At 60.6% G+C, this 16,890-nt stretch carries 16 protein-coding genes and 4 pseudogenes; 7 read left to right on the top strand and 13 right to left on the bottom strand.

Annotated features, from left to right (window positions below):
- Positions 1-9 precede the first annotated feature (9 nt).
- Positions 10-330, bottom strand: a complete 321-nt coding sequence (bufA1, locus tag AC3FOF_RS26725; RefSeq protein ID WP_017226799.1) for a BufA1 family periplasmic bufferin-type metallophore — start codon at positions 328-330, stop codon at positions 10-12.
- 269 nt (positions 331-599) lie between these two features.
- Here bufA1 and AC3FOF_RS26720 point away from each other — a divergent pair, with 269 nt between their 5' ends.
- Both AC3FOF_RS26720 and AC3FOF_RS26715 read left to right on the top strand, forming a co-directional pair.
- The gene (locus AC3FOF_RS26720) at positions 600-1,118 is read left to right on the top strand and encodes a sigma-70 family RNA polymerase sigma factor (protein WP_035811552.1); all 519 of its coding nucleotides are present in this window, start codon (positions 600-602) and stop codon (positions 1,116-1,118) included.
- A 6-nt stretch (positions 1,119-1,124) separates the two neighbouring features.
- The gene (locus AC3FOF_RS26715) at positions 1,125-1,778 is read left to right on the top strand and encodes an NrsF family protein (protein ID WP_488728323.1); all 654 of its coding nucleotides are present in this window, start codon (positions 1,125-1,127) and stop codon (positions 1,776-1,778) included.
- Positions 1,779-1,970: 192 nt separating this feature from the next.
- Here AC3FOF_RS26715 and AC3FOF_RS26710 read toward each other — a convergent pair whose 3' ends face one another.
- Positions 1,971-2,285: a hypothetical protein gene (locus tag AC3FOF_RS26710; protein ID WP_276263572.1), complete on the bottom strand. Its 315-nt coding sequence runs from the start codon at positions 2,283-2,285 to the stop codon at positions 1,971-1,973.
- Positions 2,286-2,944: 659 nt separating this feature from the next.
- Between AC3FOF_RS26710 and AC3FOF_RS26705 the strand changes: the two genes are divergently transcribed.
- Complete coding sequence (locus tag AC3FOF_RS26705; RefSeq protein WP_488728351.1) at positions 2,945-3,943, top strand: hypothetical protein; 999 nt, start codon at positions 2,945-2,947, stop codon at positions 3,941-3,943.
- A 187-nt stretch (positions 3,944-4,130) separates the two neighbouring features.
- Here the strand turns inward: AC3FOF_RS26705 and AC3FOF_RS26700 are convergent, their stop codons facing one another.
- Positions 4,131-5,417, bottom strand: coding sequence for an MFS transporter (locus AC3FOF_RS26700; protein ID WP_017226804.1), 1,287 nt, complete (start codon positions 5,415-5,417; stop codon positions 4,131-4,133).
- A gap of 59 nt (positions 5,418-5,476) precedes the next feature.
- On the opposite strand from AC3FOF_RS26700, the gene AC3FOF_RS26695 reads away from it, so the two are divergent.
- Entirely contained in the window at positions 5,477-5,824 is a 348-nt protein-coding gene (locus AC3FOF_RS26695) for a hypothetical protein (protein WP_488728322.1), read from the top strand.
- On the opposite strand, the gene AC3FOF_RS26690 is transcribed toward AC3FOF_RS26695, so the two are convergent.
- The 8 genes and pseudogenes from AC3FOF_RS26690 to AC3FOF_RS26655 all read right to left on the bottom strand — a co-directional run bounded on the left by AC3FOF_RS26690 (position 5,798) and on the right by AC3FOF_RS26655 (position 10,629).
- A complete protein-coding gene (locus tag AC3FOF_RS26690) occupies positions 5,798-6,424 on the bottom strand; it encodes a 3-keto-alpha-glucoside-1,2-lyase-like domain-containing protein (protein ID WP_035811556.1) in 627 nt (208 codons plus the stop codon). The genes AC3FOF_RS26695 and AC3FOF_RS26690 overlap by 27 nt on opposite strands.
- A gap of 32 nt (positions 6,425-6,456) precedes the next feature.
- Positions 6,457-6,543, bottom strand: a pseudogene (locus tag AC3FOF_RS26685) (chromate resistance protein ChrB domain-containing protein); the annotation flags it as partial.
- 134 nt (positions 6,544-6,677) lie between these two features.
- Positions 6,678-6,842, bottom strand: a pseudogene (locus AC3FOF_RS26680) (superoxide dismutase); the annotation flags it as partial.
- A gap of 23 nt (positions 6,843-6,865) precedes the next feature.
- Complete coding sequence (locus AC3FOF_RS26675) at positions 6,866-8,068, bottom strand: chromate transporter (protein WP_488728321.1); 1,203 nt, start codon at positions 8,066-8,068, stop codon at positions 6,866-6,868.
- Between the two features lie 30 nt (positions 8,069-8,098).
- Positions 8,099-9,061: a chromate resistance protein ChrB domain-containing protein gene (locus tag AC3FOF_RS26670; RefSeq protein ID WP_488728320.1), complete on the bottom strand. Its 963-nt coding sequence runs from the start codon at positions 9,059-9,061 to the stop codon at positions 8,099-8,101.
- Between the two features lie 279 nt (positions 9,062-9,340).
- Positions 9,341-9,448 (bottom strand): annotated as a pseudogene (locus tag AC3FOF_RS26665) (EamA family transporter); the annotation flags it as partial.
- Between the two features lie 322 nt (positions 9,449-9,770).
- Entirely contained in the window at positions 9,771-10,187 is a 417-nt protein-coding gene (locus AC3FOF_RS26660) for a glycine zipper family protein (RefSeq protein WP_488728319.1), read from the bottom strand.
- Between the two features lie 13 nt (positions 10,188-10,200).
- Positions 10,201-10,629: a hypothetical protein gene (locus AC3FOF_RS26655; protein ID WP_488728318.1), complete on the bottom strand. Its 429-nt coding sequence runs from the start codon at positions 10,627-10,629 to the stop codon at positions 10,201-10,203.
- Between the two features lie 459 nt (positions 10,630-11,088).
- Between AC3FOF_RS26655 and AC3FOF_RS26650 the strand changes: the two genes are divergently transcribed.
- The 3 genes and pseudogenes from AC3FOF_RS26650 to AC3FOF_RS26640 all read left to right on the top strand — a co-directional run bounded on the left by AC3FOF_RS26650 (position 11,089) and on the right by AC3FOF_RS26640 (position 14,474).
- Positions 11,089-11,853: an isochorismatase family protein gene (locus AC3FOF_RS26650; RefSeq protein WP_276263588.1), complete on the top strand. Its 765-nt coding sequence runs from the start codon at positions 11,089-11,091 to the stop codon at positions 11,851-11,853.
- Positions 11,854-12,564: 711 nt separating this feature from the next.
- Positions 12,565-13,152, top strand: a pseudogene (locus AC3FOF_RS26645) (helix-turn-helix domain-containing protein); the annotation flags it as partial.
- A 416-nt stretch (positions 13,153-13,568) separates the two neighbouring features.
- Complete coding sequence (locus AC3FOF_RS26640; protein ID WP_488728317.1) at positions 13,569-14,474, top strand: hypothetical protein; 906 nt, start codon at positions 13,569-13,571, stop codon at positions 14,472-14,474.
- A gap of 108 nt (positions 14,475-14,582) precedes the next feature.
- Here AC3FOF_RS26640 and AC3FOF_RS26635 read toward each other — a convergent pair whose 3' ends face one another.
- Together AC3FOF_RS26635 and AC3FOF_RS26630 are read right to left on the bottom strand one after the other, a co-directional pair.
- Positions 14,583-16,244, bottom strand: a complete 1,662-nt coding sequence (locus AC3FOF_RS26635) for a cation acetate symporter (protein WP_035807419.1) — start codon at positions 16,242-16,244, stop codon at positions 14,583-14,585.
- Positions 16,241-16,546: a DUF485 domain-containing protein gene (locus AC3FOF_RS26630; RefSeq protein ID WP_488728316.1), complete on the bottom strand. Its 306-nt coding sequence runs from the start codon at positions 16,544-16,546 to the stop codon at positions 16,241-16,243. Before AC3FOF_RS26630 ends, AC3FOF_RS26635 begins: the two co-directional genes overlap by 4 nt.
- Positions 16,547-16,890 lie beyond the last annotated feature (344 nt).

Raw genomic sequence — 16,890 nt, 5'->3', positions numbered from 1 at the left:
GACACTCGCTTACGTGGCCTTCAGCTTGCCGCCTTGAATCTTGGTGCAGTCTCCTGCTGGCAACAGCACGAAAGATCTCGAATCGCGAGCTTGGGTGGATTGCCCGGCACAGGAATGGGCTCCTTCGGCGCAATCGTTCTTGGCCACGGCGTTGATCCCATAGCACTTTTCGAGCTTGCCCTTCTCCATCCTGGCCATGTTGTCCTTGACGATCTGCGGCATACCGCTCATGTCCTTCATGGCCTGTGCCTGAGCTGGCGCGGCCTGCATGGCGAGCGCGAGGCCAATCGCTGTCGACAGGGACGAGGCGGCCAATACATGCTTGTTCATCTTGCATCCTCCGCACGCTTTTGCGGCCCCGGGGATTGGGGTCGTGTGAAGAGATTCGGCGTGGCAAGGTAAAAGGTTACCTGCGGTATGAATTTTTTTTGCGCGACAGAATTTCATCTTCGAAGCAAAATTCGAACATGCCCCAACATCCGGATCGTCGTGGCGCTCTCCACAGCCTCGTGAAGGAGGCTGCGGACTCGCTTGCGCCTGATCGCCAGCCGGAGCTGCCGGCAACTCGCCCCGACGGGACGCCCGATTGGTCTATGGAAATGGAGCGGGCACAAGGTGGCGACCGCGGCGCCTACCGCCGTCTTCTGGAGGACATCACGCCCTACCTGCGGGCGCTCGCCGCGCGCCAGATGCACAACCGTAGCGACATCGAGGACGCAGTACAGGACATCCTGCTAACGGTGCATTCGGTACGCCATACCTATGACCCTAGCCGCCCGTTCGGCCCCTGGCTAGTCGCCATTGCCAACCGGCGCATCGTCGACGGACTACGCAGGAGAGGGCGCACGGGGATTCACGAAACGCCGTTTGAATCCGAGAACGAAACCTTTATGGATCCAGCCGCGAACCTGCAGGAAGAAGCGGTGGATGCGCGTACCGTACGCGAGGCCGTTCAACAGCTGCCGGCCGGACAGCGCGATGCGCTTCGCATGCTGAAGCTTGAGGAGATGTCCCTGAAGGAGGCGTCGGCAGCTAGCGGTGTGTCGGTCGCGGCGTTGAAAGTGGCCGTCCACAGGGCTTTGAAAACGCTGCGTAGATTGATAGGCCCCGCGAGGTAGCGAAAGATGATTCCGACCGCCGACTTGATCGACTCTCTCGTTGAAAATGCACCGCCCATACGACGGCTTCGCTCACCTGTCGTGCGCGCAGCGTGCTGGCTGCTGTTTGCTGTGTTGGTGCTCGCGCTTGTCGCCGTTGGTCATGGCGTGCGGTCGGATTTGGCGCTCAAGCTTCATCAACCCGCGTTTGTGATCAGCATTGCCAGTGCATTGGCGACGGGCGCGATGGCAGCGGTAGCGGTATTCCTTGCCAGCATCCCGGGCCGGTCTCGGCGATGGCTGCTATTGCCGGCACCGGCAATGCTCGTCTGGATCTCCACAATCGGCTACGGCTGCCTGACTGGCTGGATAAGCATCGGCCCGGATGGTCTGAACCTTGGCGAGACAGCACGCTGCTTTGCGACATTGGCAATGGTAAGCATACCGCTGTCGCTAGCGTTGCTGATCATGCTGCGCTATGTGGCGCGGCTGGCGCCAGCGCCGATCGCAATGGTGGCCAGCCTGTCGGTCGCCGCCATGGCAGCGACTGCCCTTTCACTCCTCCACCCGTTGGATGCTACGCTTATGATCCTTATCTCGAATCTCGGCGTCGCAGCCCTTTTTTTAGTGGCTGGTGGCCTATTGGGTCACCGGCTCTTCGGGTGGGTAGCTACGGTGTGAGGGCCTTCATGCAAGAATCATGCGGGCTGTGCGGATGCGGTGTGCCAAGAAGATTAAGAAACGCAATGGCGTGTGTATTACTCCGATGATTGCGGACCTTGCGAAAGCGCTCCCGGCACTGTTAGAAAAATGTAGTGAAATGTATCCAAGCCTGCGAGCCGAATCGTCAATGCCTGCAGTCAACGATCAAGTTCAGTCATCGTCGTCGTGCCAACGATGCCAATCGCGGTGTCGCTCGCGCCATTCGCGTTCTCTCCAGCGTCTTTCACGCCATTGCTGTTCGCGCCATGCACGGGCTTGCCAATCGTCGTAGTAGCCGGGCGCAACCACGACTGGCTGGGGGGCGACATAAACGGGCGCCGGCTCATAGTAAACGGGCGGGGGAGGTGCAACCACGGCCGGCCAGGGCAGGCCGATGCCAATTCCTACGTCGACTCGTGCCTCGGCGACGCCTGAGATAAGGCCGGCGGCGCCAGCCAGCAGGCCAATTGCCAAGATCTTTCGCATGATGCTGCTCCTGATGATTCTGCAAGTACTCTATGCCGCCATTGTCCAGTTGCGTATTCGCAGAATTAAAGATGGGTTACCGTCTGTAACGATGCGCATGCTGCAGCGTTGACGCCTTGGCCGATGGAAGGGCGCCAATCGTGTAAGCAGGTGTATCAGGAGCGCATGCACCTATTGCCGACCCACAGCGTTGCCGCTGCAGAATACATATGACATCAATATTGCTTGTCATTAGGTAAAAACATTTAACGTCTTGCGGGATGTTCCAATCTACTGACAACTTTCGCTTTCAAGCGCTAAATAGATCTCTTTTTCGGTCAATATTTGCATCCGAGCAACACTTTCTCTCCTGGCTAAAATTTCGGGCGAAGTGGGCTGTGAACTTGCTGGTCGTCTCTCTATAATCAGGAATGCAAATTATTTGTATTCGTCTTTCAGTCATCCGTCGTCCGACGGCTCCCCCTCTCAGCCGAGCGGTGACGGCAACAAGGCCGTGTCAACGGGACATGCCGCGGCCAACCATCGCCTCGACAGCCCGTTCGAGGTAGCCCGTAATTCCACAACGATCGCTGCCGTGACCAGATTGAAGCCGCTGGCGCGGTACCGCTCTTGGTGTTCGAAGCAGCGCGCATGGATCTCATGCAGGTGGAGAACCGATCATTCCACCAACATCCACGGTCGCGTCGACCGTTCCGACCAACCACGACCTCAATCCCTACGGCATTGCTTTCGTGCCTGGCGGCGTACCGTCGGGGAGTGCACTGAAGCCGGGGGACGTCTTGGTGTCCAATTTCAACGCCGCTTCCAACAAACAAGGCACGGGAACGACCATTGTGAAGCTTGTGACCGACGGCAAGCCAGTCACCTTTTTCCAGGGGCAAAATCGGGGGCTCACCACCGCCCTGGCTGTGCTGAAGAGCGGGTTCGTGCTGGTCGGCAATCTTCCGACGACGAATGGCACAGCCATCACCTCGAACAGCTCACTATTGGTGATCACTCCTCAAGGAAGGCTTCTCAGCGAGCTGAACGATCCAATCCTCCTGGACGGGCCGTGGGACATGACGGTCGCCATCGATCAAGGACCGCAGGTCACGGCGTTCGTATCGAACGTGTTGAACGGAACGGTGGCAAGGATCGATATCAACATTGGCGCGAGTGGCGCGACGCTCTTGAATAGCTCGCATATCATTGCGTCCGGCTACTCGCACCGAACCGATCCCGCAGCGCTCGTTGTTGGCCCAACAGGACTGGCCTATGACGCGGCCCATGATGTGCTTTATGTCGCATCAACCAACGACAATAAGGTGTTCGCAGTATCGCGCGCTGCGGCGCTCGCGCGCGACAATGGACCGGGAACGGTAATCTATCAAGACATTGACCACCTTCGCGGGCCGTTGGCATTGGCGCTTGCGCCGAATGGAGATCTGGTGACAGCGAACGGCGATGCCATTAACCCTAATGCGCAACATGCCAGCGAAATCGTCGAGTTCACGCCCGATGGGCGTTTCATCGCGACGATGCAGGTCGACCCGTCACCTGGCTCCGCATTCGGCCTCGCATTCGGACTGAGCAGCAGTGGCCAGCCGCAATTCGCGGCGGTGAACGACAACACGAATACGGCAACCGTCTGGACGTTGCGCCCGATCGGCGGCAATTGACCAGGAAGGCGCATCAATACTCCCGCCGCTAAAGCCTTAGGCTTGTAGCGGGGGTTTCCGGGTTCGGCGACTCATGCACCGTGCGGTTGCCCGCCCGGTGTCATACTCGATCCATGATGCGCAACACCGTTCGTCCCTGAACATTCTTAGAAAGGTGTTCATGCCTCTGGACAGGATTGGAGCTCGGTCAATCGGCCGGCTTGATATGTCGAAATGCGCGCAGGAGCGCCAGATCATAGGTAATCTTGAGTAGGCCGCAGGCGACCAGCGGTGCGCCGACCCAGCCCATTGCCAACAGCGCGCCCGCGAGGGTCGGACTAAGCGCGGAAGCCAGGCTCCTGGGTACTGCGGTCAGGCTCGCGGCAGCCGGTCGCTCGGGGGGCGTTACCACGGCCATCACATAAGCGGTACGGGTCGGTACGTCCATCTGGGACAGTGCGCTGCGCACCAGCAGCAGGGCCAGGGTCGCCATCAGGGATGTGGAAAATGCAGCCCCGATCAGGCAGAGGCTGGATGGAATATGGGTGAACACCATTGTGTTCAGCAAGCCGAACTTGCGAGCCAGCGGCACGGCAACGAGTTGGGAGCCTGCGGTGAGCAACCCCGCCCAGAAGAAGAACTGGCCGGCGATCCCTGGGGAAAGACCGAAGCGCTGCATCAACCACAGCGCCAGCAAAGAGTTCACCACCAGGCCACCAGCGAAGGCGTCGACGCTGAAGAGCAGTGCAAGGCGGGTAACGATCCGGCGAGACGGGCCAAGCGGTACTGTCGCCGAGACGGTCTCCGGGTGTAGCTCTGGCAAGCGGGCATAGATAAACCAGAGCGCGACGCCGGTCAAAGCATAGAAACTGAACATGGCGCGCATTGCGCTGAGGAACGATATTCCCAAGTGCGTGGTGAGCCAGTCCGGAAAGGCCGCGGCCAGCGCACCAATGGCGGCAGAGAAGGCGCCGGTCAGACTGTAACGGGCGAAGAGCGCCGTGCGGGCATCAGAGGTAGACGAGTCAGCCAGGCGAGCCTGCTCCAGTGGCAGGAATACGCTGACGTCCCCAGAGCTTGGGTTGAGCGTACCGACGAATGCAACGAGCAACAGCGGCCATAGGGAAGACAGACCGGCAAAGCCGATGCCGGTCGCGGCCATCAATGCAGCCGCCAACACCAGCAGGCGGCGTTGCGGGAAGCGATTGCCGAGGACTCCGACCAGTATCGTTGCCAGTGCAGAGCCGGTCAGGGTGGCACTGCTGATGAACCCGACTGCCAGTTGTCCGAAACCGAGCGCAAGAAGGTACGCAGGCAACAGAACGGCGATGAACCCGTCACAGAAGGCGCGTAGCGCGCGGCCGATGAGAAGCGGTAGAGCGCTGGCATGGACCCCTGCGGGCAGTAGCAGGCGCGCGAGCCAACTTTGGCGGGTAGTGAAAGCCGGGTCCTTAAGCGTGTACATCGCAAAGGTACCATCCACGCTGCGTGCCATAGTCGGCTGTGCGGTAGGGGAAACGGTCTAACCCGGCACGTTCGCGCGTGATCGGCTTCATGAGGATTTCCCGTGCAGCAAGTGATCTTATCCGACCAATGGGCACCGTCAGTGACGATCTTGCCAACAAGCCCCTTCTTGATGCCGGCGACAGACAGGCGCTTGAATGCGCCTTCGGCCGGGACTGCGGTAGCAGAGCGGAGGATCGCGATGCCGATCCATATCCTGGCACTCGCGATTGGAGACTGACCGGGGCCGGATTTGCCTTCGCCAGTCGCGACGTTCCTGCCTTCGCTTGCCATTGCGGGTTGCTGGCGATGCTTCTGGATTGCTCTGATGTGATCATTGGTTTTACTATTTCTTGGTGCTTTTCTTCGGTGCTATTTCGCACTGGGGTTTCCAAATGAGAAGGCGTCGAACAAGGTCACGCTGTCCGCCTTGGTCCATACGCCGACCGCCCCGGCGCCGCTGATGTGATCGTCCGCTACATCGATGTAGCGTTTGCCGTCCAGCGCGACCTGGATGCGGTTCCCAAGGAATTCCACGCGCAGCGTATGCCAGACCCGGGCAGCGACTGGGGCCTCCTGATACAGAATGGTGTGCCTGCGGCCGCCTGTCGTGTAGTACAGCGAGACATTGTTCTCCAATGCATTCGCCCGCGCGACATAGTAGTTATCGCTGTCCTTCCAGCGCCAGACGACGCCGCCGGCTTGGTCCTCTCGCCCAGCGATGGGCTTGAACTTGACCTCCACGAAGCCGTCGGCGATGGAAACAGCTTGCTTCACGCACCAGGGGAAATCCCCGGAGCCCGATTGCTTGAGCACGTTGGCGCCGCTCTGCGCGGCCGGGTCTGCCTCGACGGTCCATTTCGGCGTGCCGCGGCCGGTGACACCCGCCACCCATCCTGCGGGCAACGCACCTTGCTTGTCCTGGTTGAACATGATCGTTTCTCCAGTTGCCGGCATGGCTGTCAGCAGCATCCATACAAAGAGCAGGATCGCTTTCACGGGGTACCTCCCGGGCGACATCGCAAAGAAGTTCATGCAGGCATCTTCGCTGGCCACCGATGCGTCTCCGCCCGGCAATGCAGGCACCAGGCATACAGGGCGTCATACATCACCATGCCTCGGAAGCCTGTGTCTTCCAGCCGGGCGGCACTGTCCTGGCCGACTTGATGACCGTGTACGCAATAGACGATCACCGGCCGGCTGGTGTCGAGCGCGGAGATCCAGCCATCCATGTCATCGGGATTGCGCCAAGCACGGGTGCGATTGCCGGATCCAGCGAGGCAAGTTCCGCGGCGATGGCATTCAATCGTTTCATCGCGCCGCCATAGTTGTTCTCGTAATGGCTGACGATCAGTTTTTCCGAGAGGCCAGTGAGCTTGCCTGGATCGACGCCCAGCGGCTTCATTTCATAGATCATGATGGATGCCTTGTTCGTGCGGTTCATGAATGGAGAAGCGGGTAGGCGACCAGGCCGATCAGTGCGGCGCCGACGACGATGACTGGCTCAGGCAACTTCTTGAATTTCCAGAGCAACGCGACCGTGACAAGCGCAAGCAAGACAGTGGGCAGATCGATAATCGAGCGTCTGGCCAGGACGATCACGGCGCCCGTGATGGCCCCAACCGCCGCCGCCGTCACACCATCGACGAAGGCGATGATGCCGGGGCGCTTCCCGTACTTCTTGAAGTAGGGGGCCGGGATCACGGTAAACAGGTAGCAAGGCAGGAATGTGCCTAGCGCGGCCACGGACGCCCCCGGCAGGCCGGCAACCAGATAGCCGATGAACCCGACCGTGATCACCACGGGGCCCGGCGTGATCATGGCCACTGCCACTGCGTCGACAAACTGCCTGTCGTTCAACCAATGGTGCTCGGTCACGACGCCGCCGTACAGGAACGGCACGATGGCAAGTCCGGACCCGAATACGAAGGCGCCGGCCTTGGCGAAGAACACGCCGATCTGCGTCAACAGCGGCCAGTCCACGGTGCTGACGATCCCGCTCACCGCGGGCACTTGCGTCGCCGCAATGGCGTTGAGGCCGCCTTGTCGCAGCCACTTCGGTGGCGCGCGCCAGAACCACACTACGATCCCGGCCGCCAGGAACAGCCAGGCGATCTCGGATTCGGTCACCACGGTCACCGTTGCCAACACCAGGTAGATCACCCACAGCAGCTTGTCCTTGCCCACACTTTTGTTGGTGAGCTTGTAGGCGCTGATCGCAATGATCCCGATGACCGCCGCGCCAACCCCATAGAACACCGACTGCATCCAGGTCAGCCCGCCAAAGCGGACGTAGGCCCAACCCAGCGCCACCACCATCAGGAATGACGGGATGACGAATGCAATGCCGACCAAGGTCGCTCCGACGATGCGGTAATGCACATAGCCAAGATAGATGGCGAGTTGCGCAGCCAGCGGACCGGGAGCCAACTGTGCCAGCGCCAGGCCTTCCTTGTAATCGGCATCGGTAATCCACTTACGCGCATCCACCAGGTCCCGGTGCATGTAGCCGGCGAGGGCAACGGGGCCGCCGAAGCCCAGCGTACCCAGGCGCAACATATAGAACACAAGTTGCCGGAACGAATAGCTCGGCCGTTCGGCCGCCGGCGCTTGCGGAATGTCGGTTCGCTGCGGGTTGCTCATGGAGCTTCCTTGAGATGGACTCGGTGACGGCTAGCGTTTCCGGTGATTCAAAAAGTGGGCATGCAGGGAATCCAGCACCAGGCCGATTTCGGCCAACAGCGCATCGTCGTCGGCCAGCCGCTCGCGGGCGCCGGCCAGAATCGCCTCGAACCCGCTCGCTTCGGGGACGGTCGGGCCGCCGACATCCAACGCGTGGACCATCCCCGCCAGGCGCTGCAATCCTGGATTTGCGTCCAGGCCAAAGCTTGCAAGCAGCACCTCGAAGGAAACCTTGTCGCCGACATGGGTGAATGTCGCGTCGTCGAAATCAAAGCCCAACGCGTCGGTGGGGCAGTCGCTGGGCGATTCGAGCCACTGAAAACGGGCGTGGGGATCGATGAAGCGCTGGATCAGCCAGGCGCACGCCACCCTGTCGACCCAAAGATGGCGGCGGGTCGCCCATAGCCGCCCCTGGTATTGCGTGGGGTCGCGCCGCGCGATCGACCCGGCCGCAGGATGCGGCTCGCCCGGCGACAGGATCGTTTCAATGGCGCCCGTAAAGTCTCGCCACTGCGCTTCAGCACGCAAGGACGCCTCGTTGGGGAAGAAATCGACCTTGCGAATCGCTTCATAATTGCGTCCGAGCCGCCGCAGCAAGCGATTGAGCTCGGCTTCACTTAGTCCGGAAAGCGTCTGGCGAGCTTCCGAGACGGAGGCGAGGAAATCGGCATAGTCGCCCGATCGGTCGAACAGTGCGCGGTAGACGGCGGCGTCGTCGTCCTCTTGGGGATGTACGGTCAACAGCCAGGCTTGGCCATCCTGCAACTGGGTTTCGTCGGCCAGTTCGCGGAACTGCTCCACTTGCTCGGCCCTGGCCGGCAGCAGATAGGCCCCGTCGCGCAAGGCGGCTCCGCCTAACGCCTTGAGCGTGCGCCAAATCCGCATGCGGGCGGTCGCGCCCGATGTGGGAAGGCTGACGATCAGCAGGATCCAGGAATCTTGGGATGTGGTCATGGAAGGCAGCATAGGGGGGCTTAGCACGAGTTTCAATGATGTAGAGATCATTACAAAAACGGAGGCAGCCTTGTAGAGTGCCGTCTTTAGATGGATCGATCCTGGATTGCTTGGCGTCGCCTCGCAGACCAGCCTGGAAGCTGGGCAAACGTGGACGGGACACCACATCCGGTGTCGCTCTCGACCGCTCAAGTTGGGAAAAGCGTTTCGACTGGAAGCCAGTTCACCGAATTCTGAAGCCGGCTACTCGAAGGCGGCATGGGGAGGGGTAATAGGCCCTGCGGCGAGCCAGAGCAGGACATTCGGTATCGCCGGCCACAAGACGAAGGAGATCACCACACCGCACAAGGGGGGGGGGGCCACTGAAAAGTAAGCACCTGTCCTGGCCTCGCTCCTCAACATGGGAAACAGCGCTGCCGGCCCGGTTGCCCCGGCGCTTGGCCGGAGGGTTACCGCGCTAGCGGTCTAGTCCACTGACCGGAAGTTGCCGACCACCATTGCCGGCCGAGCGGCCGTCGCCGATCCATTTCGAACACTCGGCTCAACCCAATCAAACGGCTGCAATGGTCGACGAGCCGTCCGCCGCCGTGTCGGCCAACGCCGGCTCGTCGGCCAATGCGGTCAACCTGACCCAACCGGCAGCCGCCGCCGTTGCGCCGATATTGCAACGGTCCCTTGCGCCAATTGCTTTGAAGATTCGCCAGGACGGTCAGGGGGCGTACCCTTGCGGTGCCGGCGGCGGGGAGTAGGGCTTGTAATTGGCAGGTGGCGTCGCGGGCGGTGCCGCGAGCATCTGGCCGTAGACCGGGACCCGGTGTCCGCTGGCGTACATGCACTGAATGTAGGCAGCGTCGTATTGGTGCTGCGCACTGTCTGCTGAGTCGCTGGAATTGCTGGCACCGACCGCCGAACTGCCCATTGCCGCCGTGTTGGAGGCTTGATGCGAGCTCACGCCGCCGACCTGGCCCAGCGCGAACTGGCGGCAGTTATGGTCATCACCGAGAAACTGGTCGAGCGTCTTGCTACTGCCTGGGAGCACCATCACGCTGGGACTCGACGGCATTGCCGTACAGGCGCCCACAACTAACGCGGCCGCCATCAGGAGGGGAACGGAACGCGGTTTCATCTATGCCTCGGCATTACGGCGACGGCTGGGCCGGCACTGTTTGCCAGCCGCCAGGACAGTCCTTGATATATGGGTAATAGCCACTGGGCTGGTCGCAGCGGTACCACCATGCGTTAGCCGACGCACCGTCCGACCCATCACCTTGCTCGATGTATTGCGCTGCGGGCGTGTAGTAACCGGGGTAGGCATTGGGGTATGGCCAGCCGTCGTATGGATATCCCCACCAGCCCGGCCAGCCGCTGCTTACCACGAAGACCACGTGCCTGTGCCCATGGTGAAAACCGTCATGGTGGAAGCCATCGTGACCGTGAAAGCCGCCGTGCATGCCACCGCCGCCACCACGACCGCCGCCCCGACCGCCGGCCAGCGAGGGACCGCCGGCGGCCATCGCCGCCCCTGCCACTAGTGCGAGGGCGATCTTGCAAAACCTGCGCCCGTTCATGATGTGTCTCCTGCTTTGCTGCCCGACTTCCGGGTCACTCGGGACCCGCGCCGGACCGTTCGCTCTGTATCGTTTAGTTTGCTTAGATACCCCGTGCACGTATCTCCGCTTGTATTGAATATCAAATTGACGCATCCGGCGCCGGCCATGGAGCCCCGGAAAATGTGGCGTCGTTGCCGCTATTACCGGCACGGCACCCGGCCACGCCTGGCCTGAGGGGGGCGCCGCGTTATCGTGTAAACGGCTGAGAGGTCGGATTTATTCCATCAACCAGCCCCTCGACTTCCTATCATGCTTTCATGATTTCGGCCAAGGTTCTGAACGAGCAACTCGGCTACCTGACTGCTGGCGGTGTGCTGCAACGCATGCCAGAGAAGGCGGTTTTCCCATGTGGATCCCTAGGGCGCAGGCGTCGAGTCCGTGCCCCGCATATCCCCACAACCATCAAGGAGAAACAGCATGACCGCGACCCGTCCCGCCGATATCGTCAGCCCCATCACTGACAACGCACTTCCCAACCGCGTGTCCGCCGCCGACGCCCGCGTTGCCGGCCGCTACGGCCACGACAAGCCGACTGCCGAGAACAGTATCGTCCTGCTGGTCGATCACCAGATCGGGCTGATGGCGGGGATGCGCGACACCACCTCGCTGGCCGAACTCAAGAGCAATGTAGTCGGTCTTGCCCGCACGGCGAAGGCGTTGGGCCTGCCCACGCTCATCACCTCGTCGAACGCGCAGTGGCAAAACGGCGACAATCTGCCGGAGATCAAAGAGATCTTTTCCGACCAGCCAATCTACCGCCGCACCGGCATCATCAACTGCTATGAAGATCCGACCTTCCGCAAGGCGCTGGAGGATCTTGTCGCCCAGACCAGCCGCCGCCACATCATTATCGCTGGCGTGACGATCGGCACCTGCTGTGCGCTGCCGACACTGTCGATGCTGAACGACGGTTACAGCGTATACCCGGTGGTTGATGCGTGCGGCGCTTGGAACCGCTATGAGGCGGATGCCGCCATGTCGCGTATGGCCAATGCTGGCGCGGAACTGGTCACGACATTCGCGCTTGCCTGCGAGTTGCAGGCCGACTGGAAGCTGTCCAGTGCAAATGCGATGCTCGAACCGTTCAACCAGAATCTTTCCGAATATGGCTTTGTGCTCCAGAACTTCTGGAACAACGCCAACGGCCATGTCGTCCCCGATCCGTTCGGGATGGTGAAGTAGGGGAGTGCCGGCGCGCGGAAAGCGACGCAACGTAGTGCGGCGTGAGCGTACCGCCAAGCGAAAGGGTATTGATGTGGATGCCTCTCTCTCCGAGCGCTATGGCCAACGGTTCGTAGCATGCAAGGGCTACGGAGCGATGTGAATAGGTAGGTTTGGTTGTGCTTGCAGCCTAGATGAACAAGCTGTGCCGTTGGAGCCCCCCATGACCGCTCCTGAACAGCCCTCAGCGGAGGGCTAAGATATGCGGCATTCGATTCGCCGTGCGTCAAGAGGCTTACGAGGAGGACATCAGCCAGCGCTCGTGGGTTACCGCTGATGAGCTTCGATCGAGATAGAAGCAGTAAGCCGCGATCAATGGTGATCAATGGTATGTAGGAAAAGTAGCCAGTGGCTTACGGGCCACAATTGGACGGGCTTACGGGAATTTCCACATACAATTGCGCCGGAGCACTGCTACGTTGTGGGCGACTTCGAGTGGGTGTGCCAGGTTGGCAATGATCGGTAGTTGTTTTTCGCGGATCCAACATTTTGGTGCCGGGCTACGGCAGCGGAGAACGACAAGCCGCACTGCATTTTATTGATTTAACATAATCCTTATTATCCGTAAAACGTATTGTAGAGGCCAAATCAGAATGTCCGGTTCTGGCCAAGTTCAAATGTCCGAGTTTGGCAGGCGTAAGCTTGACGGCTTCCAGCGCCACGGAGCCCGTCATGCCAGCAGGAGCCATTACCATGACGATGCGGCAGATTGACCGGCTCAAGGTCATCCAGGCGCTGGCCGACGGCTATCTCAAGACAGGGATTGCCGCCTCCAGACTGGGGCTGACCTCCCGCCAGACCCTGCGCCTGCCGCGGCGGTACCAACAGGACGGCGCCGCCGGCTTGCTCAATCGCCACCAGGGTCAATTGGCCAACAACCGGACACCGCCGGGTCTTGCGGCGCGGGCGCTCGGCCTGATCCGTGACGACTATGCCGACTTCGGCCCGACCCTGGCCTGCGAGAAGCTGCGTGAACGCCATGGCATCACGCTGGCCAAGGAGACCGTGCGCCGCCTCATGATCGACGCGGGTTTTTGGGTGCCGCGCCGGCTGCGTCCGCCCAAGGTCCACCAGCCAAGGAATCGGCGTGCCTGCCTGGGTGAACTGATCCAGATCGATGGCAGCGACCATGCCTGGTTCGAAGACCGCTCGTCGCCTTGCATGTTGCTGGTCTACGTGGACGATGCCACCAGCCAACTGATGGCGCTGCGCTTCGTGCCAACCGAATCGGCCTTTGCGTATTTTGAGGCGACACGGGCTTGATGAGGACCTGGCGCGAATGGCGCAAGGTGTCGCAGAGCCTGACGCTGCAGTACGATAAGACGCTATATTTGCTGGCGGACCAGCCGCGTGTGCGCGAATTGCGTGTGCCTGGTGGAGGCATCTGTCCGATTCCCCGCTTTCAGCCTCCGCCATACTGGCGAATGGTATGTGGTGCGTTGATTGATGAGGCCAAAAATGAACATAAGGAATAAGGTACGATGGCGTCAATATCAATCCAAAGGGCGCGTTGTGGCTACCTATAAGGAATCGTGGATACACCAAGCTTGCCGCTGAGTTATCCCACCATGACAGTTCTTTGCCAAGCATGCGAGCGGCGCCCTTCCTCGTTAGGGGAGCGGGCGGACGACCCAGATGAGCCGTACCTCGTCTGCCAGCAATGTCACGTCCGGCTGATGAGCCGCTCGCTTCGTCCGCTCGAGTGGTTCAACCTGGCGAAGAGGCACGGGTGGGCGAAGTTCCTGCTGCACGACGACTTCTATGACGACGACGGGGAAGCGAGCCAGCCTGAAGAGGATGTCGAGCAGCCCTACCTGTACCCAGCCCCGAACTTGAGACAAGTCCAGCAGTCGCCTGATGCACTCTTGGGCTACTCCATAACACGATGGCAGCTGGATGACGAGCTGCGCGCAGCATGGCTACGCCTGCCTGCCGAGGAAGTCCTGGCCTGTCTTTCTGACCGTTTTGATAGCACGCGCAATCTGTCGGTCCGCTCTGTAGTCCTGCAAGTGGCGGCGCTCATTGGCACGGAGGGAGCTCCTGTGACCAGACGCGCGTGGCAGGCCTCGCCAGACTATCGCTTGCTCCGGTCCCTCGCAGAGGCTGCGGCGGCATGCCTGCCCCTTGACGAGGGTTTCAAGTTGGTCGTCGACGCACTGGACGCGATGCCGGAGAGAGAGCGGCGGCAGCTGTTCGGAGCCTTGTCGCACTTCAGGTCTACGATGGCCCTTGACTGGATTGAAACCCACGCGAGCGAGCCATCGGTTGATGCATGGGGCTACCTGGCTGCAGCGTCGGGCTTCAGCTGGTCCAAAGCGGATGCCTGGTTTAAAGCTGGCCGGCCCCTGAGCCTGATTGCCATTGATGCACTTTTGGCCATCGCCAGGCCGCGTACTCCGTTCCTGCGGCGGATACGCCCTGCTCTGGGAAACCCCCCGAGCGAGCGTGCCCTACGCAATGCCATCGAGACCTTGATGCAGACGGACCCGGTCCCACGGGTGAAGCAACGCGCAGCCGCGCTGCTCGAACTCGCGCCAGCTCTCATAAGCGGCCATGCGCAAGGCGGCAGCGGGGGGCACTGACCGATGTCGAAGCAACAGTTCATATGACGGCTTACAGGCGGACACGGCAGGCCGGGCCGGAGCGGAGCTTTAAAGTGGAATATCACATCGGATCCGCCGTGGCCTCCATCAATGGCCTGCCGCCTCGACTGCACCGATCCCGGTCTCGGAGCGCAGCTCCTGGGCTTCGAAGCCGGCCTTGTCCAGGCGCGCCCTTGCCGACTTGTCGGTGATCGAGACGAGCCAGATGCCGAGGAAGCCGATCGTCATCGAAAACAGTGCCGGGGACGTGTAGGGGAACGGCGCGTTCTTGAAGTGGAACACGTCGACCCAGACGGCCTGCGACAGGATGGTGAGAACCACCGCCGACAACAGTCCCAGGAAGCCGCCCACGGTTGCGCCTCGCGTGGTGCAGCCCTTCCACAGCACCGACATGAACAGCACCGGGAAGTTGGCTGAGGCCGCAACGGCGAAGGCAAGCGACACCATGAATGCAATGTTCTGCTTCTCGAAGACAATGCCAAGGACCACCGCGACCAGGCCGAGGATGACGGTCGTGATACGCGATACACGCAGTTCATCGCGACTGGACGCATTGCCATGTTTGAATACCGTTGCATAGAGATCGTGCGAAACGGCTGATGCGCCGGCAAGCGTCAGGCCGGCAACGACGGCCAGGATCGTGGCAAACGCCACTGCTGAGATAAAACCGAGGAACACGTTCCCACCTACTGCGCTGGCAAGGTGTACGGCCGCCATATTGACGCCACCAAGCAGCTTGCCGCTCCCATCCTGGAAGCTCGGGTTCGTTCCTACCAGCACGATCGCGCCGAAACCGATGATAAAGGTCAGGATGTAGAAGTAACCGATCCAGGTAGTCGCCCAGAAGACCGACTTGCGCGCTTCCTTGGCGTTGGGCACGGTGAAGAATCGCATCAGGATGTGCGGCAGGCCAGCCGTACCGAACATCAGGGCAATGCCAAACGAGATGGCCGAGATAGGGTCCTTGATGAAGTTGCCGGGACTCATGATGGAGTCCTTCTTGGCGTGGACCTCGACCGCTTTCGCAAACAGAGCCTCAGGGCTGAAGTGATGCTGGGCCAGCACCATGAAGGCCATGAACGAAGCTCCGCCGAGCAGCAGGCAGGCCTTGATGATCTGCACCCACGTCGTTGCGGTCATGCCGCCGAAAAGGACATACACCATCATGAGCGTACCCACGATGACCACTGCGATCCAGTATTCCAGCCCGAACAGCAGCTTGATCAGCTGCCCGGCGCCCACCATCTGCGCGATCAGATAGAACGCGACCACCACCAGCGTGCCCGACGCCGCGAACGCACGGACCGGCCCCTGTTTGAAGCGGTACGCCGCAACGTCGGCAAATGTGAACCGGCCAAGATTGCGCAGCCGCTCCGCCATCAGGAAGGTGACGATCGGCCAGCCGACGAGGAAGCCAATGGAATAGATCAGCCCGTCATAGCCATTGGTGAAAACTGCAGCCGATATGCCGAGAAATGAAGCCGCTGACATGTAGTCGCCGGCAATCGCCAGGCCGTTCTGGAAGCCGGTGATGCCGCCTCCGCCCGTGTAGAACGCCGCTGCTGATTTTGTCTTCGTTGCCGCCCACTTTGTGATGAAAAGCGTGCCAATGACAAACACGACGAACATTCCGATAGCTGTCCAGTTGGTTGGCTGCCGCACCGCCTGCCCAAGGTCTCCACCGGCCGCGAGTGCGGCCGATGACAGAAGCAGCGCCCAGCAGGCAACGACTGCGTGATTCGCTTTCATGCCACCTCCTTCTTGATCTGCGCGGTCAGATTGTCGTAGGAGCCGTTGGCATGGCGTACGTAGAAACCGGTGATGGCAACGGTAAAGACGATCACGAACAGGCCAATCGGCATGCCCCACGTCATCACGCCACTTCCTATTTTTGTGGCAAGGAGTTCCTTATCGAATGCAATCAGCAGGACGTATCCGTAGTAGATAACGAGCATGATGGCGGTCAACGACCATCCGAGCCTTGTACGCTTGCGGACAAGCTCGCGATATCGGGGATTTGCCTTCAGTCTTGCGACCAGATCTTCATTCATCTATGTCTCCTGCCATCTATGGCCTTGCGTTGCCGGATGCAGTCGGTGCAGCGCCGGACGCGATAGTCGCCCGCGTCAGCGTGCTGCGGCGATAGGCGCATTTGCGTGGGCGTCATCCGAATTCCGTGCCGATAAGTTAATCGGTACCCCTTACCCACGTCTTACATGGCGGATCGAATTGCCTCGGGGTAAACGCGTAGCTGACCGCTTTCCAATGCGTCGCTTGCCGCTCCGGACTGATCTCCACGTTTTCCCGCACTGTCACCGTATGCAAAAAACTTGTCACGTAATGACAAACCAGATTGCACCGATCCTAGATACTCCCAGCCATCGATTACGCCTCC

Source organism: Cupriavidus sp. 96C5-1 (genome assembly GCF_057798855.1).
The sequence above is the reverse complement of the archived record's forward strand: the minus strand, read 5'-3'. Positions and strand labels throughout refer to the sequence as shown.